The 18,371-nt window shown below is 73.3% G+C and carries 23 protein-coding genes, 1 pseudogene and 1 riboswitch; of the genes and pseudogenes, 13 read left to right on the plus strand and 11 right to left on the minus strand.

Features of this window, described 5'->3' with window-relative positions; translation table 11 throughout:
• The first annotated feature begins 132 nt into the window (after positions 1-132).
• Both QK442_RS02900 and QK442_RS02905 read left to right on the plus strand, forming a co-directional pair.
• Positions 133-1,311, plus strand: coding sequence for an 8-amino-7-oxononanoate synthase (locus QK442_RS02900; RefSeq protein ID WP_282692174.1), 1,179 nt, complete (start codon positions 133-135; stop codon positions 1,309-1,311).
• A gap of 172 nt (positions 1,312-1,483) precedes the next feature.
• Positions 1,484-1,921, plus strand: coding sequence for an ATP-binding protein (locus tag QK442_RS02905; RefSeq protein ID WP_282692175.1), 438 nt, complete (start codon positions 1,484-1,486; stop codon positions 1,919-1,921).
• Between the two features lie 9 nt (positions 1,922-1,930).
• Here QK442_RS02905 and QK442_RS02910 read toward each other — a convergent pair whose 3' ends face one another.
• The 4 genes from QK442_RS02910 to QK442_RS02925 all read right to left on the minus strand — a co-directional run bounded on the left by QK442_RS02910 (position 1,931) and on the right by QK442_RS02925 (position 4,428).
• Positions 1,931-2,374 carry a cytidine deaminase gene (locus QK442_RS02910; protein ID WP_282692176.1) on the minus strand — a complete coding sequence of 148 codons (444 nt, stop codon included), beginning with the start codon at positions 2,372-2,374 and terminating at the stop codon, positions 1,931-1,933.
• Between the two features lie 116 nt (positions 2,375-2,490).
• The gene (locus tag QK442_RS02915) at positions 2,491-2,967 is read right to left on the minus strand and encodes a C40 family peptidase (protein ID WP_282692177.1); all 477 of its coding nucleotides are present in this window, start codon (positions 2,965-2,967) and stop codon (positions 2,491-2,493) included.
• 3 nt (positions 2,968-2,970) lie between these two features.
• Positions 2,971-3,177: riboswitch (cyclic di-AMP (ydaO/yuaA leader) on the minus strand.
• Between the two features lie 314 nt (positions 3,178-3,491).
• Positions 3,492-3,797 carry a hypothetical protein gene (locus QK442_RS02920; RefSeq protein WP_282692178.1) on the minus strand — a complete coding sequence of 102 codons (306 nt, stop codon included), beginning with the start codon at positions 3,795-3,797 and terminating at the stop codon, positions 3,492-3,494.
• A gap of 7 nt (positions 3,798-3,804) precedes the next feature.
• Positions 3,805-4,428 (minus strand): ATP-dependent Clp protease proteolytic subunit, encoded by a 624-nt coding sequence (locus QK442_RS02925; protein WP_282692179.1) that lies wholly within the window; start codon positions 4,426-4,428, stop codon positions 3,805-3,807.
• Between the two features lie 58 nt (positions 4,429-4,486).
• Between QK442_RS02925 and QK442_RS02930 the strand changes: the two genes are divergently transcribed.
• Positions 4,487-4,786: a type II toxin-antitoxin system Phd/YefM family antitoxin gene (locus QK442_RS02930; RefSeq protein ID WP_282692180.1), complete on the plus strand. Its 300-nt coding sequence runs from the start codon at positions 4,487-4,489 to the stop codon at positions 4,784-4,786.
• A gap of 85 nt (positions 4,787-4,871) precedes the next feature.
• Here the strand turns inward: QK442_RS02930 and QK442_RS02935 are convergent.
• Positions 4,872-5,273, minus strand: a pseudogene (locus tag QK442_RS02935) (ABC transporter permease); the annotation flags it as partial.
• 87 nt (positions 5,274-5,360) lie between these two features.
• Between QK442_RS02935 and QK442_RS02940 the strand changes: the two are divergent.
• The 7 genes from QK442_RS02940 to QK442_RS02970 all read left to right on the plus strand — a co-directional run bounded on the left by QK442_RS02940 (position 5,361) and on the right by QK442_RS02970 (position 10,474).
• Positions 5,361-5,783 (plus strand): TetR family transcriptional regulator C-terminal domain-containing protein, encoded by a 423-nt coding sequence (locus QK442_RS02940; RefSeq protein WP_282692452.1) that lies wholly within the window; start codon positions 5,361-5,363, stop codon positions 5,781-5,783.
• 161 nt (positions 5,784-5,944) lie between these two features.
• Positions 5,945-6,247: an urease subunit gamma gene (locus QK442_RS02945; RefSeq protein WP_282692181.1), complete on the plus strand. Its 303-nt coding sequence runs from the start codon at positions 5,945-5,947 to the stop codon at positions 6,245-6,247.
• 15 nt (positions 6,248-6,262) lie between these two features.
• Positions 6,263-6,628, plus strand: a complete 366-nt coding sequence (locus QK442_RS02950; RefSeq protein ID WP_282692182.1) for an urease subunit beta — start codon at positions 6,263-6,265, stop codon at positions 6,626-6,628.
• The gene (locus tag QK442_RS02955; protein WP_282692183.1) at positions 6,621-8,342 is read left to right on the plus strand and encodes an urease subunit alpha; all 1,722 of its coding nucleotides are present in this window, start codon (positions 6,621-6,623) and stop codon (positions 8,340-8,342) included. Before QK442_RS02950 ends, QK442_RS02955 begins: the two co-directional genes overlap by 8 nt.
• Positions 8,342-9,004, plus strand: a complete 663-nt coding sequence (locus tag QK442_RS02960; protein ID WP_282692184.1) for an urease accessory UreF family protein — start codon at positions 8,342-8,344, stop codon at positions 9,002-9,004. Before QK442_RS02955 ends, QK442_RS02960 begins: the two co-directional genes overlap by 1 nt.
• A 31-nt stretch (positions 9,005-9,035) precedes the next feature.
• Positions 9,036-9,731, plus strand: coding sequence for an urease accessory protein UreG (gene ureG / locus QK442_RS02965; RefSeq protein WP_282692185.1), 696 nt, complete (start codon positions 9,036-9,038; stop codon positions 9,729-9,731).
• Positions 9,728-10,474 (plus strand): urease accessory protein UreD, encoded by a 747-nt coding sequence (locus QK442_RS02970; RefSeq protein ID WP_282692186.1) that lies wholly within the window; start codon positions 9,728-9,730, stop codon positions 10,472-10,474. Before ureG ends, QK442_RS02970 begins: the two co-directional genes overlap by 4 nt.
• 48 nt (positions 10,475-10,522) lie before the next feature.
• Here QK442_RS02970 and QK442_RS02975 read toward each other — a convergent pair whose 3' ends face one another.
• The gene (locus QK442_RS02975) at positions 10,523-11,200 is read right to left on the minus strand and encodes a lysophospholipid acyltransferase family protein (RefSeq protein ID WP_282692453.1); all 678 of its coding nucleotides are present in this window, start codon (positions 11,198-11,200) and stop codon (positions 10,523-10,525) included.
• A gap of 123 nt (positions 11,201-11,323) precedes the next feature.
• Here QK442_RS02975 and QK442_RS02980 point away from each other — a divergent pair, with 123 nt between their 5' ends.
• Both QK442_RS02980 and QK442_RS02985 read left to right on the plus strand, forming a co-directional pair.
• The gene (locus QK442_RS02980; protein WP_282692187.1) at positions 11,324-12,337 is read left to right on the plus strand and encodes a DUF3048 domain-containing protein; all 1,014 of its coding nucleotides are present in this window, start codon (positions 11,324-11,326) and stop codon (positions 12,335-12,337) included.
• Between the two features lie 71 nt (positions 12,338-12,408).
• Entirely contained in the window at positions 12,409-12,759 is a 351-nt protein-coding gene (locus QK442_RS02985; RefSeq protein ID WP_282692188.1) for a PRC-barrel domain containing protein, read from the plus strand.
• A 23-nt stretch (positions 12,760-12,782) separates the two neighbouring features.
• On the opposite strand, the gene QK442_RS02990 is transcribed toward QK442_RS02985, so the two are convergent.
• The 5 genes from QK442_RS02990 to QK442_RS03010 all read right to left on the minus strand — a co-directional run bounded on the left by QK442_RS02990 (position 12,783) and on the right by QK442_RS03010 (position 17,487).
• On the minus strand, positions 12,783-12,998 hold the full coding sequence (locus QK442_RS02990; RefSeq protein WP_282692466.1) for a hypothetical protein: 216 nt from the start codon (positions 12,996-12,998) through the stop codon (positions 12,783-12,785).
• 173 nt (positions 12,999-13,171) lie between these two features.
• Positions 13,172-14,122, minus strand: coding sequence for a cytochrome c oxidase assembly protein (locus QK442_RS02995; RefSeq protein WP_282692189.1), 951 nt, complete (start codon positions 14,120-14,122; stop codon positions 13,172-13,174).
• Positions 14,123-14,262: 140 nt separating this feature from the next.
• Complete coding sequence (locus QK442_RS03000; RefSeq protein ID WP_282692190.1) at positions 14,263-15,291, minus strand: 6-phosphofructokinase; 1,029 nt, start codon at positions 15,289-15,291, stop codon at positions 14,263-14,265.
• 188 nt (positions 15,292-15,479) lie between these two features.
• Entirely contained in the window at positions 15,480-16,208 is a 729-nt protein-coding gene (locus tag QK442_RS03005; protein WP_282692191.1) for a glutamine amidotransferase, read from the minus strand.
• Positions 16,209-16,239: 31 nt separating this feature from the next.
• Positions 16,240-17,487, minus strand: a complete 1,248-nt coding sequence (locus tag QK442_RS03010; RefSeq protein WP_282692192.1) for a MurT ligase domain-containing protein — start codon at positions 17,485-17,487, stop codon at positions 16,240-16,242.
• A 125-nt stretch (positions 17,488-17,612) separates the two neighbouring features.
• Here QK442_RS03010 and def point away from each other — a divergent pair, with 125 nt between their 5' ends.
• Positions 17,613-18,173, plus strand: a complete 561-nt coding sequence (def, locus tag QK442_RS03015) for a peptide deformylase (protein ID WP_282692193.1) — start codon at positions 17,613-17,615, stop codon at positions 18,171-18,173.
• The last annotated feature ends 198 nt before the right edge of the window (positions 18,174-18,371 follow it).

An 18,371-nucleotide genomic window follows, 5' to 3' on the forward strand; every position in this document is an offset into this window, starting at 1 on the left:
AGGATCCGCACAAACGAGCCCGATCGAGGTGTGTGTATGACCACACCCCGAGCCCGGCCCCCTGCGGTTAGGGTCTGTGCGCTGCCTACAAAAGGGCGCCTACAAAAACGGTGCCTGCAAAAGGAACGCCGCATGCCCCAGGCCCAGCCGACCCCGCCCCCGCGCCGCGGCGCCTTCGACTGGACCGGGGACGAGGCCCGCCGCCGGGCCGAGGCCGGGCTCGTCCGGACGCTGCGCCCGCGGCCTGCGGAGTCGGAGCTCCTGGACCTGGCGAGCAACGACTACCTCGGCCTCACCCGGCACCCCGAGGTCACCGCGGCGGCCGCCGAGGCCGCCCGCCGCTGGGGCGCCGGCGCGACCGGTTCGCGTCTCGTCACCGGCACGACCCTGCTGCACACCCGCCTTGAGGACGAACTGGCCGCGTTCTGCGGTTTCGAGGCGGCCCTCGTCCTCTCCTCCGGCTACGCCGCCAACCTCGCCGCGCTCACCGCGCTCGGCGGCCCGGGCACCCTGATCGTCTCCGACGCGGCCAACCACGCCTCGATCGTGGACGGCTGCCGGCTCGCGCGCGCGGAGACCGCCGTGGTCCCGCACGCCGACCCCGAGGCCGTACGCAAGACGCTGGAGGCGCATCCGGGGCGGCGGGCGCTCGCCGTCAGCGACTCCGTCTTCTCCGTCGACGGCGACCGGGCCCCGCTGGAGGAGCTCGCCGCCGCCTGCCGCGACCACGGGGCCGGGCTCGTCGTCGACGACGCCCACGGTTTCGGCGTGCTCGGCGCGGGCGGCCGGGGCGCCCTCCACGGCGCGGGCCTCGCCGGCGACGAGGACGTGGTGGCCACCCTCACCCTCTCCAAGTCGCTGGGCAGCCAGGGCGGCGCGGTCCTCGGCCCCGCCCGGGTGATCGAGCACCTGGTCAACGCGGCGCGCACCTTCATCTTCGACACCGGTCTCGCCCCGGCCGCCACCGGCGCGGCGCTCGCGAGCCTGCGGCTGATCGCCGCGGAGCCGGACCTCGCCGGGCGGGCCCGTACGGTCGCGGCCACCCTGCACCGGCTGCTCACCGAGGCCGGGTTCACCTCGGCCCGGCCGGACGCGGCCGTGGTGTCGGTCCGCGCGCCGGGGCCCGAGGAGGCCCTGCGGTGGGCGGCCGACTGCCGCGAACTCGGCCTGTCCGTGGGCTGCTTCCGGCCCCCGTCCGTGCCGGACGGGATCTCCCGGCTGCGGCTGACGGCCCGCGCGGATCTCACGGACGCGGAGATCGAGCGGGCGGTCGCGACGATCGTCGGGACCGCGCCGGCCGGAGCACGCTGAGGGCGCCTCCGCGTATGCCCAAGGCCGTTTTACAGCCCGAGAGTTCACCGCTTCGGGCGACAGAACAGGGCATATCTCGGGCGAACACCCCACCGGGGGACGCGATCGGTGGCAGTCTGGCGCGAAGCGCGATCCGGGGCGACGGCCCCGGCGGGAAAGGGACGACGTCGCCATGGCAGATCACCAGGAAGCATCCGTCACCCTGCCGAGCGATCCCGCCGAGGTGGCCACGGCACGGAGGTTCGTGGCGGAGGCGCTCGGCCGCTGGGGTCTGGACGGCGACGGGGACACGGCGGACTCGATCCGGCTGATGGTCTCGGAACTGGCGACCAACGCGGTGCAGCACACCTTCGGGCAGTCGCCCACCTTCACCGTCGAGCTGCGCCTCGACCGCGAGGAGGTCCTGCGGATCGGGGTCACCGACAGCCACCCGCGCTTCCCGCGCCGCCTCCCGGCCGCCGTCCAGCAGGACAACGGCCGCGGCATGGTGATCATCCGAGTCCTCGCGGCGGAGGCCGGCGGCCGCCTCTCGGTCACGCCGACCGCGGAGGGCGGCAAGACGGTGTGGATCACCCTTCCGTGGACCGCGGCCGCCGTCCCCGCCTGCTGAACCGCCCGCTCACTCGGAGTGCATCCTCGTCGAGGGCCACGCCCCGCCGGCGAAGTGGGTCGCCCAGTAGTACGGGTTGACCTCCACGAGCCTGCGGGAGAGCCAGCGGGTCGGGTCCTCGGGGTCGGGCACACCGACCTCGACGTCGGGGCCCCAGAGCGCGAGCCGCTCCTGGCAGACGCCGCACGGCGGCAGGATGACGTACCGGCCGTCCCCGGGGTCACGGAAGACGCAGACGGAGGCGGTCACCCGGCGGTCGAGGGTGTATGCCTGGCAGTACGCACCGGTCTCCTGGCACAGGGCGACGCTCCCGTGGATGTTGTCGAGACCGACGCTCGTCAGGATCCGTCCGTCGTCGAGGCGGACGGCGGCGGCCCCGCCGGGCTCGTCGGCGGGCCAGCGGCGGTCCAGTTGGGCGATGGCGGCGTCGACGAGGGCTTGATCGAGGGTCATCGCCGCATCCTAGGAACAGGGACCGCGGAGGGGCGAGGGGACAAGGGTACGGCGCCTGCGGGAGGGGTGCGGCGGCGCCACCGCACCCCGGGGATACGACCGCGGGCGCCGTGGGGTCAGCGCACGCGCCCGTAGGAGACCTTGGAGGACCAGATCCGGTCGAGCTTCACCCAGGAACCGGTCTTGGGCGAGTGCCAGATCTTGTTGTCACCGGCGTAGATCCCCACGTGGTAGACCCTGCCGCCGGAGTGGAAGAAGACCAGGTCGCCCTTCTGCCGGCCGGCGGCGGAGACGTGCCGGGTCTGGTTGTACTGCTGCTGTGCGGTGCGGGGCAGCGACTTGCCCGCCTGCTTGTAGGCGTAGACCGTGAGCCCTGAGCAGTCGAAGCGGGTGGGGCCCGCCGCGCCGTAGCGGTAGGGCGCGCCCTTCTTGGCCGCGGCGACGCTCAGGGCCTTCGACGCGTGGGAGGTGGCCGCCTGGGCCTCGGGTGCGGCTCCCGGGGCGAGGAGCGTGCCGCCGACGGCGGCGAGGGTGAGGGCCGAAACGGCGCCGGCCCGGGACAGCAGGGACGGGACATGCATCTGCGCAGTCATGCGCAACCCTTCGTCAGCCGCCTGTGAAGGATGACCTGTCGGGTTCGGGCAGGCGAAGATGCCCGGCCGCGGCTGCGGCTTCACCCCAAGGGACGGCCGCGCCGGGGATACGGCGCGGTCGACCCGTACTGCTCGGGTCCTCCACTCCTGCCGGTCCAATCCTGTCGACCAGACGTCCGGGACGGCGGCAGGACTCGGCGTCCGCCCGGACCGCCCCGCCTGGGTGGCGGGGGCTTGTCGTCGTCAGGGATCTTGACCCACAGTCCGGGTGAAAACCGAGCGGAAACGGCGTTATGTGAGGCTCCTCACGACTGATCCATACGGGTGGACAAGAGGGTTTCGTGATCGTCGTAGGTTTAGCCGATGAGCCCCGTACCAGCGTCGGAATGCCCTATTCCGCCAGATGTGTACACCCGTTGCGCAACTCACCCGATCCATCTGCCGTTTTCGCGACTACGCCGAACGGAGCAGGTTTTCTGCGTCCCGTGTCGGCCGTCCGGGGCTCGACACGACACGACGGAATGTCAACTGGCGCGGGTCGCGGGCACGGTGACGCGGGCCGCCCGCCGTTCCCCGTCCAACACCCGCAGCGCGCAGGCCAGGGTCTCGGCGTGGACCTCGCTCTCGCCCCGCAGGTGCATGAGCGTCAGGGCCTCGCGCAGCGCCTCCGCCCGTCCGACCAGTGCCTGCGCCGCGCGCAGGGCGCCGTAGGTGTGCGAGGTCCTGGCCGGATTGATCTTCCCCAGGAGGTCGACGACTTCGAGGTACGCGTCGACGAACTGGCCCTCGGCGCGCGTCAGGGCGGGCAGCGGCGGAAGCTCGGGGACCATCGCGGCCTCAGCGGGCCGAGGCGCCGGAGACGGCCCTGCGGTCGTCGACGATGTGGTCGACCAGGCCGTACGCGCGGGCGGCCGGCGCGTCGAGCACGGTCGGGCGGTCGGTGTCGGCGGCGATCCGCTCCTCGTCCAGGCCGGTGTACGCGGCGAGCAGCCCCGTCATCACCCCGCGCAGCCGCAGCAGTTCGCGCGCGTGGAGGTCCAGGTCCGAGGGCTGCCCGGAGATCGGCTCGTCGAGGAGCGGCTGGCGCAGCGTGATCCGGGCGCCGGGGAGCATCAGACGCTTGCCGGGCGTGCCCGCCGCGAGCAGGACCGCCGCCGTGGAACCGGCCTGGCCGAGGCAGATCGTCTCCACGTCGCTCGCCAGGGCGCGCATCGTGTCGTGGATCGCGGTCATCGCGGTGACCGAGCCGCCCGGGGAGTTGAGATAGAGCGAGATGTCCCGCCCCGGATCCGCGTGGTCCAGGTGCAGGAACTGGGTGATCACGTCGCTCGCGGCGACGTCGTCGACCGGCGTGCCCAGGAGGACGATCCGGTTCTCCAGGAGCTTCGCGTACGGATCGAGCGTCCGGGTTCCGTACGAGGTCCGCTCCGAGAACTCCGGCAGTACGTGGCGTGCGTCCACGAGGAGCACCTCCTTCTGTCGAAAATGTACAGGACGTACAGACCGTAAGATGAGGAGCATGACCTACGAGATCCCGGTGACGCAAGCGCGGGCGGAGCTCGCCGACCTCATCAACCGTGTGGTGTACGGCGGCGAGCGCGTGGTCGTGACCCGGCACGGGAAGCCGCTGGCCGCCCTCGTCTCCGCCGCCGACCTGGAACGACTGGAGAAGCTGGAGGCCGAGGCGCCGGAGGCGACCGGCGGGCCGGTGATCAGCTCCCTCTCCGGCACGGGCACGGCGGGCGGCCTCGGTTCCGCCGCCGGCGAACAGCGCCGCTTCGGCATCGCCGCCCACCACCGCGAGCCCGGCACCGACTGACCGCCACCCCTGTACGCGAAAGCCGCGTGCCCCCGTCGTGACGGACGGGGGCACGCGGCTTTCGCGCGGGCAGGGGTGCGGCGGGTCAGCCCGCCGTCGCCGGGACCCGGACCGGTACGGACGCCGGCGCGGTCCGCCGCCGGCCGCCCAGGGCCACCGCCGTCAGGCCCGCCGCCGCCCAGAGGGAGAGCACCAGGAGCGGGCCCCCCACCGCCGAGCCGTCGAAGTAGGCCACGGAGCGCAGGGCACTGCCGCTCGCGCCCGGCGGCAGCCACTGGCCGAGGAGACCGATCCCGGTCGGGAGCAGTTCCGGCGCGCTGCTCATGCCCGAGAAGGCGTTGCCCGCGAGGACGGTGAGCACCGCGGCGAGCCCGAGACCGCGCTGACCCAGCAGGGTGGCGAAGCCCGCGAAGACCGCGCCGGTGGCGAGTACGGCCAGGGCCAGCACCCCGGCCTCGGCCCACCAGTTCCCGGTCAGCGCGCCGAGGCCGGGCTGTCCGCCGGCGCGGTCTACCGCTACTTCCGCAGCAAGGACGAACTGATCGCGGCCATCGCCGAGGAGACCTTCGCCGGCGTGCGGGCGGCGTTCGCCGAGGTCGCCGGCGCGCACCCGCTGCCGACCCCCGACGTCCTCGTCGCCCGCGTGATGGCGATCGTCCTGGAGGGGCGGAGCGCCGGCGAGGACCGGCGGGCCTTCGCCCGGATGATCGTCCAGGTGTGGGCCGAGATGCTCCGCGACGAGACGCTGGCGAAGACGCTCGCCCAGAGCTTCGACGCGATGCGGAAGATCTGGGCCGGGACCGTCGACGCCTACCAGGAGAGCGGGCTGCTCCCCGCCGACGTCTCCTCGACGCACATGGCCCGCGCCCTCATCGCCACCGTCCAGGGGTACATCGCCCAGCAGGCACTCTTCGGCGACGTCGAGCCCGAGGTCCTGAGCGAGGGGCTGCGGGGACTCATGTCGAGGAACGTCTCCACCCCGCCGCCGGCCCGATGATCATCGGATCGCAAAGCCGGAGTTAACGCGCCGGAAAAACTTCCGCCCTAACGTGCAATGTCCGGCCCTCTGCCGCATCTCCACAGTTCAGCGGAGTGTTGACGGTCGGTAGGGTCCGCAGCTGTCCGGGTGCGCCCGGCGGACGACCGTGAGGTGGAAGAGTGCAACTGAGCCCGCACGAGCAGGAACGCCTACTCATCCATGTGGCCGCCGACGTGGCCGAGAAGCGCCGCGCCCGCGGGGTGAAGCTCAACCACCCGGAAGCCGTCGCGCTCCTCACCGTCCACATCCTGGAGGGCGCGCGCGACGGGCGCACCGTCGCCGAACTCATGGCCTCCGGACGCAAGGTCCTCTCCCGCGACGACGTCATGGACGGCATCCCCGAGATGATCCACGACGTGCAGGTCGAGGCGACCTTCCCGGACGGCACCAAGCTCGTCACCGTCCACGACCCGATCGTCTGACGGGGGCCGCGCACGATGATCCCCGGAGAGATCCTGTACGCGGACGAGCCCGTCACCGTCAACGCCGGACGCCCCGTCACCCGCCTCACCGTCCTGAACGCCGCCGACCGGCCCGTCCAGGTCGGCTCCCACTACCACTTCGCCGAGGTCAACCCCGGTCTCGACTTCGACCGCGTCGCCGCCCACGGCCTGCGGCTCCACATCGCCGCCGGCACCGCCGTGCGCTTCGAACCCGGCATCCCCGTCGAGGTCGAGCTCGTGCCGATCGCCGGCCGCCGGACCGTCCCCGGCCTGCGCGGCGCAGCCGCTGGCCCCCTCGACCCGCAGGTCGCGACGCCGGGCCCGCAGACCGCGACGCCGAACGGAGACCCCCGTGCCTGACCTCCACCGCGCCGCGTACGCCGACCTGTTCGGCCCCACCACCGGCGACCGCATCCGGCTCGCCGACACCGACCTGCTCGTGGAGATCGAGGAGGACCGCTCCGGCGGCCCGGGACGGGCCGGCGACGAAGCCGTCTTCGGCGGCGGCAAGGTCATCCGCGAGTCCATGGGCCAGGCCCGCACCACCCGCGCCGAAGGCGCCCCCGACACCGTGATCACCGGAGTCGTCGTCATCGACCACTGGGGCATCGTCAAGGCGGACCTCGGCATCCGCGACGGCCGGATCACCGCTCTCGGCAAGGCCGGCAACCCCGACACCATGGACGGGGTGGAGCCCGCACTCGTCATCGGCCCCGAGACGGAGGTCATCGCCGGCAACGGGCGGATCGTCACGGCCGGCGGCGTCGACGCCCACGTCCACTTCATCTCGCCGACCGTCGTCGAGCAGGCGCTCGCCACCGGCGTCACCACGCTCGTCGGCGGCGGCACCGGACCCGCCGAGGGCACCAAGGCCACCACCGTCACCCCGGGCCCCTGGCACGCGGCCCGGATGTTCGAGGCCCTCGACACCTTCCCGGTCAACATCGGCCTCCTCGGCAAGGGCAACACGATGTCCCGCGAGGCCCTGCACTCCCAACTGCGCGGCGGAGCCCTCGGCTTCAAGATCCACGAGGACTGGGGTGCCACCCCCGCGGTCATCGACGCCTGCCTCGGCGTCTGTGAGGAGACCGGCGTCCAGCTCGCCGTCCACACCGACACCCTCAACGAGGCCGGTTTCGTCGGCGACACCCTCGCCGCCGTCGCGGGCCGGACCATCCACGCGTACCACACCGAGGGTGCGGGCGGCGGACACGCCCCCGACATCATCACCGTGGTCTCCGAGCCGCACGTCCTGCCCAGCTCGACCAACCCCACCCGGCCGCACACCGTCAACACCGTCGAGGAACACCTCGACATGCTGATGGTCTGCCACCACCTCAACCCGGCCGTCCCCGAGGACCTCGCCTTCGCCGAGTCCCGGATCCGGCCCTCCACCATCGCCGCCGAGGACATCCTCCACGACCTCGGGGCCATCTCGATCATCTCCTCCGACTCCCAGGCCATGGGCCGGATCGGCGAGGTGATCCTGCGGACCTGGCAGACCGCCCATGTCATGAAGGGACGGCGGGGAGCGCTCCCCGGGGACGGCAGGGCCGACAACCACCGGGTGCGCCGCTACGTCGCCAAGTACACGATCAACCCGGCCGTCGCCCAGGGCATGGGCCACCTCATCGGCTCCGTCGAACCCGGCAAGCTCGCCGACCTCGTCCTGTGGGAGCCCGCCTTCTTCGGCGTGAAGCCACTCCTCGTCCTCAAGGGCGGACAGATCGCGTACGCGCAGATGGGCGACGCCAACGCCTCCATCCCCACCCCGCAACCCGTGCTGCCACGGCCCATGTTCGGCGCGCTCGGCCGGGCGGCCGCCGCCGGATCCGTCAACTTCACCGCCGAAGCGGCCATCGAGGACGACCTGCCCCAACGACTCGGCCTGAACAAGGAGTTCACCCCGATCCGATCCACCCGCCGGGTCACCAAGGCGGACATGCGGGAGAACGACGCCCTGCCACGCGTCGAGGTCGACGCCGACACCTTCACCGTCACCATCGACGGCGAAGCGGTCGAACCCGCCCCCGCCACGGAACTCCCCATGGCCCAGCGCTACTTCCTCTTCTGATGACGCGCTCGGCTCTCCTCGTGCTCGCCGACGGACGCTTCCCCGCCGGCGGGCACGCCCACTCGGGCGGCGCCGAAGCCGCCGTCAAGGCCGGCCACATCCGGGACGCCGCCGGACTCGAAACCTTCTGCCGGGGCCGGCTGCACACCACAGGGCTCACCGCGGCGGGCCTCGCCGCCGGCGCGGCCCTCGGCCTCGACCCGTACGAACTCGACGCCGCCGCCGACGCCCGCACCCCCTCGCCCGCCCTCCGGGCCGCCGCGCGCCGGCTCGGCCGCCAGCTGATGCGGGCCGCCCGCGCCGCCTGGCCGAGCCCCGGACTCGACGCGCTCGCCGCCGCCTTCCCGCGCGGCGCGCACCAGCCCGTCGTCCTCGGCGTCACGGCCCACGCCGCCGGCCTCGGCCCCGGGGACGCCGCGCACTGCGCCGCGTACGAGACGGTCGGCGGTCCCGCCACGGCGGCCGTACGACTCCTCGGCCTCGACCCGTACCAGGCGACCGCCGTCCTGGCCCGGCTCGCCCCCGAGATGGACGAGGTCGCCGACCGGGCCACCGCCGCCGCGCACCGAGGCGTCGACGCGCTGCCCGCCGCCTCCGCGCCGCTCCTCGACATCACCGCCGAGCAGCACGCCACCTGGCCCGTCCGCCTCTTCGCCTCGTAAAGCCCCCTTGCACGCCTCAAGGAGCCGCCCCGTGCACCTCGACCACGACCACACCCACCACACCGCCGTCTCCGCCGACGCCCACCGCCCCGACGGCACCCGGCGCGCGCTGCGTATCGGGCTCGGCGGACCGGTCGGCTCCGGCAAGACCGCCACCGTCGCCGCGCTCTGCCGCGCCCTCCGCGACAGGCTCTCGCTCGCCGTCGTCACCAACGACATCTACACCCGCGAGGACGCCGAGTTCCTGCTCCGCGAGGCCGTGCTGCCACCGGAGCGCATCCAGGCCGTCGAGACCGGCGCCTGCCCGCACACTGCCATCCGCGACGACATCTCCGCCAACCTCGAAGCCGTCGAAGAACTCGAAGACGCGGTCGGACCGCTCGACCTGATCCTCGTCGAGTCCGGCGGCGACAACCTCACCGCCACCTTCTCCAAGGGCCTCGTCGACGCGCAGATCTTCGTCATCGACGTCGCCGGCGGCGACGACATCCCCCGCAAGGGCGGCCCCGGCGTCACCACCGCCGACCTCCTCGTCGTCAACAAGACAGACCTCGCCCCGTACGTCGGCTCCGACCTCGACCGGATGGCCCGCGACGCGGCGGCCCAGCGCGGCGACCTGCCGGTCGCGTTCACCTCGCTGCGCTCGGCGGAGGGCGTCGCCCCGGTCGCCGACTGGGTACGGGAACGGCTCGCCGCCTGGACGGCACGACCGGCGCCCACCGCATGAGCCTGCGCGCCACCGCCCGGATCACCGCCGAAGCCGACGGTTCCCTGCCGGTCCTGGAGAGCGAAGGACCGCTCGCCCTGCGCCGTACCCGCGCCGCCGCCCCCGGCTGGACCCGGGTGACGGTCGTCGGCGCGATGAGCGCGCCGCTCGGCGGCGACCGGCTCGCGATCGAGACGGAGGTACGGGACGGGGCCCGGCTGCGGGTCGACTCGGCCGCCGCCACCCTCGCCCTGCCCGGCCGCACCCCGGACCCGGCCACGTACGCACTCCACCTCCGGGTCGGCGCGGACGCCGTGCTGTGCTGGCTGCCCGAACAGCTCGTCAGCGCCCACGGCTCCGACCTGCGGGTCCGCACCGCCGTCGAGCTCGCCCCCACCGCCCGGCTCGTCCTGCGCGAGGAGCAGGTCCTCGGCCGCCACGGCGAACCGCCCGGCACCCTGGTCTCCCGCCTCACCGTCCGCCGCGCGGGCCGCCCGCTGCTCGACCAGGAACTCGCGTACGGCCCCGGCGCCCCCGGCGGCTGGGACGGCGGCGCCGTCCTCGCCGGTCACCGCGCCACCGGCCAGCTCCTCGTCGTCGACCCGGCCTACGACGACCGGCCGGTGGCGGCCCGGCCGCTCGGCGACCACGCGGTGCTCACCCCGCTCGCCGGACCGGCCGCCCTCGTCACCGCCGTCGCCCCCGACGCGCTCGCCCTGCGCCGGATCCTCGACGCGGCACGGGACGAACTCGCCCCCGGCTGAGGCGGATCCGGGCGCACCGCTCATCCGGCCGCACCGCGCGAAGAGAGGTCAGGACCCGGCCGCCTTCACGACGGCCGCGTACTCGTCGACGTACTCCTGCCCCGACAGGCGCATGATCGCGTACATGATCTCGTCCGTGACCGCCCGGACCACCGCCCGCTCGTCCGCCGAGCCCGCGAAGCGCGAGAAGTCCAGCGGCTCCCCGAACCGGATCGTCACCCGCCGGATCCTCGGCACCACCCGTCCCGGCGGCTGGATCTCGAAGGTGCCGACCATCGCGCACGGCACCACCTTCACCCCGGCCGTCAGCGCCATCACCGCCACCCCGGCCTTGCCCTTGTAGAGGCGCCCGTCGTGCGAGCGGGTGCCCTCCGGGTAGATCCCGAGCAGTTCGCCCCTCGCCAGCACACCCAGGCCCTCGCGGATCGCGGCCTGCCCGGCCTCCTTGCCCGAGCGGTCCACCGGGATCTGCCCGGCCGCCCGGAAGAACGCCGCCGTCAGCCTCCCCTTCAGCCCCGGCCCGGTGAAGCACTCCTGTTTCGCCAGGAAGGTGATCCGCCGGTCCAGCACCGCCGGCATCAGGAAGTGGTCCGAGAAGGAGAGGTGGTTGCCCGCGACGATCGCCGCACCCTCCTCCGGAACGTGCTCGATCCCTTCCACCCTCGGCCGGAACAGCAGTTTGAGCAGCGGCCCGAGCAGTACGTGCTTCAGCAGCCGGTAGAACACCGCGACCCCCCGTTCGTCGTCCGTCGTCCGTCGTCGTCTGTCGTCGTCCGTCACGCCCGTTGTAACCCCCCGGCCGCCCGTGGTCCACTGGTGGGAGTGGCCCGACTCACCGGGGAGGTCCACATGCCAGGCGCGCGCGGACCCCGGCGTCCCGGCCGCGCGCTCACCGCCCTGCTGTGCGCGGTGACCGCGGCCGGTCTGTACGGCTGCTCCGGCTCGGGCCCGCCGGAACCGACACCGACGCCGACGCGCGCGCCCACCACCGCCCCCGCCCCCGCCACTCCCAGCGGCGTCTCCCCGCTCACCGGACTGCCCGCCCGCCCCGGCCCCGTCCTCGCAGTCAAGATCGACAACGTGGCCGCGGCCCGCCCCCACACCGGCCTCGGCGCCGCCGACCTCGTCTACGTCGAACAGGTCGAGGGAGGCGTCACCCGCCTGCTCGCCGTCTACTCCTCCCGCCTCCCCGACAGCATCGGCCCCGTCCGCAGCGCCCGCGAGTCCGACCTCTCCCTGCTGCGCCCCTTCGGGCACCCCGCCCTCGCCTACTCCGGCGCCCAGAGGGCCCTGAACCCGCTCCTCTCCGCCGCCCCCCTCGACCTGGTCAGCGAGTCCACCGCCCCCGGCGCCTTCCGGCGCTCCTCGGACCGGCCCGCCCCGCACAACCTCTACCTGCGCCCCGAGCGCGCCCTCGCCGCCGCTCCCGACGCCTCCGACGTACGGCCGATCGGCCTCCGCTTCGGCCCCGCACCCGCCGGCGGCACCGCGACCGGCACCGAGACCGTCCGCTTCCCGGCCGCCCGCTACACCTTCACCTGGTCCGCCGCCGACCGCGGCTGGCGCGTCGCCATGGACGGGCGCCCCGCCACCTCCACCGACAGCGGCCCGCTCGCCCCCGCCACCGTCGTCGTCCAGCGCGTCACCATCCGCCCCTCCGCCTTCCACGACGTCACCGGCGCCGTCTCCCCGTACACCGAGACCACCGGCTCCGGCACGGCGACGGTGCTGCGCGACGGGCGGGCGTACGAGGCCCGCTGGTCCCGCCCCGACCCGGCGGGCGGCACCTCCTTCACCACCCCCGACGGCCGCCCGCTCGCCTTCGCCCCCGGCCAGGTCTGGTTCGTCCTCGCCCCCCGATGAGGACACGGGCAAGAACACCACGAGGAATCGCGACGACGGGACGGGGCAGTCGCAGCACGAGGAGGCATGCCATGAGCACCGACATCTGGGGCTACACCGAGTCCTCCGGCCACGTGCCGGGCGAGGCGCTCATCGGGTACTCGGTGGAGGCCACCGACGGAGGGATCGGCAAGGTCGACCGGCACACCGAGGACGTCGGCCGGTCCTACCTGGTCGTGGACACCGGGCCGTGGATCCTCGGCCACAAGGTCGTCCTGCCCGCCGGGCTCGTCGGCCGGGTGGACAAGGAGAACGAGACCGTCCACCTGAACTGCACCAAGCAGCAGGTCCGCGAGTCGCCCGACTTCGAGTCCGGCCAGGACGACCACGACGTGACGTTCATCCGCCTCCTTGAGCAGTACTACTCGAACCGGCACATGTAACCGGCACGTGTAAGGGACACCGGTCAGCGCGGTGACGGCCCCGCCCCGCCCCTGCGGGGCGGACGCGGCATCTCCGCCGTCCCGCCGCTGTCCGCCGCCGCCATCCCGATCGTCGCCACCCCCAGCACGATCCAGCCGAACCAGAGCCAGCCGCTGCTGCCGAGCGCCACCGTGTACGCGCTGATCAGCACCAGCGCCGCACAGGTGACGATCGTCATCGCCTTCGTGGAACCGGACATCTGCCCGCCCTCCTCCCGACCGGGGCCGCGGAAGCCTCCCTGCCATCGTGACCCCGGGCAGGGGGCGCGCGCTACTCCCCGGACGCCCCCGTGTGCGCCGGACAGCACGAGGCCCCCGGGACCGCGCGGGTCCCGGGGGCCTCGTCAAGCCGTACGGTCGTACCGCCGCCGGATCAGCGTCCGCGCGCCTGGAGGGAGGCCAGGTAGGCGTTGTACTCCGCCAGCTCCTTGTCGCCGTCCCGGTCGGCCTGCCGGTCCTTGCGGGCCGCGTGCCGCTGCTCGGAGTGGTACCACTGGTAGACCAGCGCGATCAGCACGAGCACCGAGGGGATCTCGCTGAAGGCCCAGGCGATGCCGCCCGCGGCGTTCTGGTCGGCGAGCGCGTCGATGCCGAGCGAGGCCGGCGGGTTCTTGTACGCCTCCACCATCGGCTGGGTGGCCATCATCATCGCGATGCCGAAGAAGGCGTGGAACGGCATGCCCGCGAACAGCTCCAGCATCCGCATCACGTAACCGGGCCGGTGCGGACCCGGGTCGACGCCCATGATCGGCCAGAAGAAGACCAGACCCACCGCGAGGAAGTGGACCATCATCGCGATGTGCCCCGGCTTCGACGCCATCAGGGTGTCGAAGAGCGGGGTGAAGTAGAGGCCGTAGAGGCTGGCGATGAACATGCTGATGGTGAACGCGGGGTGCGTGACGATCCGCATGTACCGGCTGTGCAGCAGCTTGAGGAGCAGCTCGCGCGGGCCGAGCGCGTCGCGCCCGGCCACCGGCAGGGCCCGCAGCGCCAGCGTCACCGGCGCGCCGAGCAGCAGCAGGATCGGCGAGACCATGGAGATCACCATGTGCTGCACCATGTGCACGCTGAACATGACCATGCCGTAGTCGTTCAGCTGGGTGCACATCACAAGTGCGATGCTCAGCACGCCGATCGTGAACAGCACGGTCCGGCCGACCGGCCACGCGTCGCCGCGCTTCCGCAGCCGGGCGACCCCCCACCCGTACAGACCGAGCGCGGCGAGGCACCCGATCAGGAAGAAGGGATCGGGAGAGAACTCCAGGCCCCGCCCCAGCGTGAACGGCGGCAGGTCCATGGGCATGCCGTGCCCGCTGTGATCCATCGCTTACTCCTGGAGCCCATTGCGCGCCGAGCCCGTTTCGCGCTTGTTGTCCGCACCAGAGTAGAACCGCCCCCGGCCGCGCTCGCGACCGGGGGCGGGTGTCGTACGGCGAGGGACGCGCGGCCTCCGCCGGACCGGGCTCAGAGCACGCACTGGGCCTCGGCGTAGCGGTCCGCGGGGACCGTCTTCAGCGTCCGCACGGCGTCGGCCAGCGGCACCATCACGATGTCGGTGCCGCGCAGCGCGGTCAGCATGCCGAACTCGCCGCGGTGCGCCGCCTCGACCGCGTGCCAGCCGAAGCGGGTGGCGAGGACGCGGTCGTACGCGGTGGGGGTGCCGCCGCGCTGGACGTGGCCGAGGATGACCGGGCGGGCCTCCTTGCCGAGCCGGCGCTCCAGCTCCACGGAGAGCTGGTTGGCGACGCCGGTGAACCGCTCGTGGCCGTAGATGTCGGTGCCGGCGGTCTTGAAGTCCATGGAGGAGCCCTCGCGCGGCTTGGCGCCCTCGGCGACGACGACGATGGCGAACCGCTTGCCGTCCTCGAAGCGGGCGCCGACGCGGGAGGTCAGCTCGTCGATGTCGAAGGGGCGCTCCGGGACGACGACGGCGTGGGCGCCGGCGGCCATGCCCGAGTGGAGGGCTATCCAGCCGGTGTGACGGCCCATGACCTCGACGACGAGGACGCGCTGGTGGGACTCGGCGGTGGTCTTCAGCCGGTCGAGGGCCTCGGTCGCCACGGTGACGGCGGTGTCGAAGCCGAAGGTGACGTCGGTGGAGGCGATGTCGTTGTCGATCGTCTTCGGGACGCCGACGATGGGGAGGCCCGCCTCGGAGAGGAGATGGGCGGCCTTGAGGGTGCCCTCGCCGCCGATCGGGATGATCGCGTCGAGACCGAGGTCGGCGACGTGGCCCCTGGCCCGCTCCACACCGTCGACGAGGTGCGCGGGCTGGACGCGGGAGGAGCCGAGGATGGTGCCGCCGCGGGCGAGGATGCCGCCCACCGCGTCGAGGTCGAGCTTCCGGTAGTCGCACTCCAGGAGGCCCTTCCACCCGTCGTGGAAGCCGATGACCTCGTCCCCGTGGTCGACGACGGCCCGGTGCACGACGGAACGGATGACGGCGTTCAGACCGGGGCAGTCTCCGCCGGAGGTGAGCACACCAATGCGCATAGCCCAAAAACCTTTGCAACGTGGGCCGATTCCCGGACCACGTCGTCCGGCTGGATCCCCGCCACCCTATCGTTGCCGAGTGGCGGGGCCGAACCGGATGTCCGCAGATTGGACACCGTATTTACTTACGAATCCAATGTGCGCTAGGCCGCTCAGAAGTGCGGCCCCGAAAGGTGCCTGACGGCCGGTCAGGCGGGCTGGGAGGCGGCCGCGATGCGCTCGGCGCGCAGCGCCTCGTACCACCGGTCGTCGGTCGGCGGCAGCGCGTTGACGTCCAGGGCCAGCTTCAGCAGCAGGTCCGCGATCTGCGGGTTGCGGGCCAGCACGGGACCGTGCATGTAGGTGCCGAAGACGGTGTCGTTGTACGCGCCCTCGGTGCCGTCGCCGGTGCCGTTGCCGTTGCCGAAGACGGTCCGCGCGAAGGGGCGGGCCGTCGGGCCGAGGTGGGTGACGCCCTGGTGGTTCTCGAAGCCGGTCAGCTGGGGGAGGCCGAGCTGCGGGTCGATGTCGGCGAGCACGTCGCCGACGCAGCGGGCGCCCTCGCCGCGGACCGTGGTCACGTCGAGCAGGCCGAGGCCCGGCTCGCGCGCCCCGAGGTCGTTGATGAACTCGTGGCCCAGGATCTGGTAGCCGGCGCAGACCGAGAAGATGATCGCGCCGTTGGCGGCGGCCCGGGACAGGCCGCCGTCGCGGCGCAGCCGCTCGGCCGCGAGCCGCTGCGGCCGGTCCTCGCCGCCGCCGATCAGGTAGATGTCGCCGGAGGTGGGGACGGGCTGGTCGCTGCGGACGTCGACGCGCTCGACGTTCAGCCGCCGCTGGCGGGCGCGGCGCTCGACGACGAGCACGTTGCCCTGGTCGCCGTAGGTGCTGAGCAGGTCCGGGTAGACCCAGACCACGCGCAGGCTGCTCTCACTCATGCTGCAAGTCCTTCTGCGAGTCGGGGCGGGGTCAGTTGCCCACGCGGCGGCGGACGTCCTGGAACGCGGTGTAGTTGGCGATCAGCTCGATCTGCCCGGGCGGGGCCGACGCGACGGCCTCGTCGAGCGTCTCGCAGACGCGGAAGTCGACGCCCGCGACCTCCAGGCGGACCGCCAGGTCGAGGCGGCGGTCGCCGATCACCATGATCGGGTGGCCGGCGAGCCGGCCGTAGTCGACGTCCCACAGCCACGAGGTGTCGGTGCCGTCGGCGCCGCGCGCGTTGACCGAGAGGATGACCGGCGTCGGCGGCGGGTCGATCAGCGAGAAGGTCTCCAGCCAGCCCGCCGGGTTCTTCGCGAGCAGCAGCCGCAGCTGCCGGTTCTGGAAGGAGACCACGTCGTACCGGCCGGCCACGGCCTGCACCTGGTACATGCGCTCCAGGGCGACCTGCGGCGGCACGCCGAAGACGGCGGCGACGGCGGCCGAGGTGGCGGCGTTCGCCTTGTTGGCGCGGCCGGGCAGCTGGAGCCGGATCGGCCAGGCCGAACCGTGCGGGTCGAGCACGTGGTCGCCGCTGAGCGCCCAGCTCGGCGCGGGGCGGCGGAAGCCGCACTCGCCGCAGAACCAGTCGTCGCCGGGGCGCTGGAGGACACCGCCGCAGGAGGGGCACGACCAGGCGTCGTCCTTCCACTCCTGACCGACCGCGACCCACACCACGTTGGGGGAGGAGGAGGCGGCCCACACGATCAGCGGGTCGTCGGCGTTGGCGATGACGACGGCCTTCGAGCCGTTCAGGCCCTCCCGCCACTTCTCGGCCAGCATCCGCGTCTCGGCGGCGCGGTCGAGCTGGTCGCGGGAGAGGTTGAGCAGCGCGATCGCCTTGGGGGTGGTGTCGCGGGCGACACCGGCGAGGTACTTCTCGTCGACCTCGATCACGCCGTACCGGGCGTCGCCGCCGCCGGCGAGGGCGGAGGTGATGCCCGCGGGCATGTTGGCGCCCAGCGCGTTGGAGACCACCGGGCCGGCGGCCCGCAGGGCCTCGGCGATCAGCCGGGTCGTGGTGGTCTTGCCGTTGGTGGCGGACACGAGGACGACGTCCAGGTGCTGCGCGAGCCGTCCCAGCAGGTCCGGGTCGAGCTTGAGCGCCACCCGGCCGCCGATCACCGATCCGCTGCCGCGGCCGGCCGCCCGCGACACCGCGGCGGCCGCCTTGCCCGCGGTCACGGCCAGCTTGGCGCGCGGCGACAGCGGCTCTGGATTACCGGGGTGTCCTGACATCGTCCTTGATCCTCCTTGCGTCGGTCGGGGCTCAGCCTATCGAGAACCGGCCAGGAGCCCGAACCGCGGCACCCGTGCCGGGCGTATGAAACGAGGAGGTCACGGCGGACCGTACGCTTGCCGCCATGCGAAACCGCCCCATCCCCGGCACCTCCGGCCTCGTCCGGACGATGACCCTGCTCGGCGATCCCGTGCTGCACACCCCCTGCGCCCCCGTCACCGAGTTCGGGCCCCGGCTCGACCGCCTGGTGGAGGACATGTTCGCCACGATGTACGCGGCGCACGGCGTGGGCCTCGCCGCCAACCAGGTGGGCGTGGGGCTGCGGGTCTTCGTCTACGACTGCCCCGACGACGAGGACGTCCGGCACCTGGGCCACGTGGTGAACCCCCGCCTGGTGGAGACCGGCGGCGACGAGTACCGAGGCCCGGAAGGCTGCCTCTCCCTGCCGGGCCTGGAGGCGCCGGTGCCCCGCCACGACCGCGCGGTGGTGGAGGGCGTCCGGACGGACGGCACCCCCGTACGCGTCGAGGGCACGGGCTTCTTCGCCCGCTGCCTCCTCCACGAGACGGACCACCTGGAGGGCCGCGTCTACGCGCAACACGTCACCGGCCGGCACAGGTCCCGCCTCCTCCGAGCGATCCGCAGGCAACCGTGGGGCGAAGGCGTGACCGCCCTGGAACCGTAGCGGAAGAGACGGTACGACTCCGAGCCCGACCGCCCGCCATCGCCAGGCCCCGAGCCCGGCCGCCCCGCCCCCGTCCGGGGTCGCTCCCGTACGGGACCCCGGCCGGAGGGATGCGCGGCCGGGGCCGGAGGGCGTACCTCTCGGGGGCGCGGCCGGGGCCGGAGGGCGTACAGCTCGGGAGCCGGTCCCGGTGGCGTA

The sequence above is a fragment of the Streptomyces sp. CC208A genome, from assembly GCF_030010625.1.
In the GTDB taxonomy this organism is placed as follows: domain Bacteria; phylum Actinomycetota; class Actinomycetes; order Streptomycetales; family Streptomycetaceae; genus Streptomyces.

Coding starts and splice junctions, on each gene's coding strand:
- QK442_RS03005 (WP_282692191.1), bottom strand. CDS start 16,208: ATGAGTGAGAGCAGCCTGCGCGTGGTCTGGGTCTACCCGGACCTGCTC.
- QK442_RS02950 (WP_282692182.1), top strand. CDS start 6,263: ATGATCCCCGGAGAGATCCTGTACGCGGACGAGCCCGTCACCGTCAAC.
- def (WP_282692193.1), top strand. CDS start 17,613: ATGCGAAACCGCCCCATCCCCGGCACCTCCGGCCTCGTCCGGACGATG.
- QK442_RS02995 (WP_282692189.1), bottom strand. CDS start 14,122: ATGGATCACAGCGGGCACGGCATGCCCATGGACCTGCCGCCGTTCACG.
- QK442_RS02990 (WP_282692466.1), bottom strand. CDS start 12,998: ATGTCCGGTTCCACGAAGGCGATGACGATCGTCACCTGTGCGGCGCTG.
- QK442_RS02970 (WP_282692186.1), top strand. CDS start 9,728: ATGAGCCTGCGCGCCACCGCCCGGATCACCGCCGAAGCCGACGGTTCC.
- QK442_RS02985 (WP_282692188.1), top strand. CDS start 12,409: ATGAGCACCGACATCTGGGGCTACACCGAGTCCTCCGGCCACGTGCCG.
- QK442_RS02930 (WP_282692180.1), top strand. CDS start 4,487: ATGACCTACGAGATCCCGGTGACGCAAGCGCGGGCGGAGCTCGCCGAC.
- QK442_RS03010 (WP_282692192.1), bottom strand. CDS start 17,487: ATGTCAGGACACCCCGGTAATCCAGAGCCGCTGTCGCCGCGCGCCAAG.
- QK442_RS03000 (WP_282692190.1), bottom strand. CDS start 15,291: ATGCGCATTGGTGTGCTCACCTCCGGCGGAGACTGCCCCGGTCTGAAC.
- QK442_RS02910 (WP_282692176.1), bottom strand. CDS start 2,374: ATGACCCTCGATCAAGCCCTCGTCGACGCCGCCATCGCCCAACTGGAC.
- QK442_RS02980 (WP_282692187.1), top strand. CDS start 11,324: ATGCCAGGCGCGCGCGGACCCCGGCGTCCCGGCCGCGCGCTCACCGCC.
- QK442_RS02960 (WP_282692184.1), top strand. CDS start 8,342: ATGACGCGCTCGGCTCTCCTCGTGCTCGCCGACGGACGCTTCCCCGCC.
- QK442_RS02900 (WP_282692174.1), top strand. CDS start 133: ATGCCCCAGGCCCAGCCGACCCCGCCCCCGCGCCGCGGCGCCTTCGAC.
- QK442_RS02920 (WP_282692178.1), bottom strand. CDS start 3,797: ATGGTCCCCGAGCTTCCGCCGCTGCCCGCCCTGACGCGCGCCGAGGGC.
- QK442_RS02905 (WP_282692175.1), top strand. CDS start 1,484: ATGGCAGATCACCAGGAAGCATCCGTCACCCTGCCGAGCGATCCCGCC.
- QK442_RS02915 (WP_282692177.1), bottom strand. CDS start 2,967: ATGACTGCGCAGATGCATGTCCCGTCCCTGCTGTCCCGGGCCGGCGCC.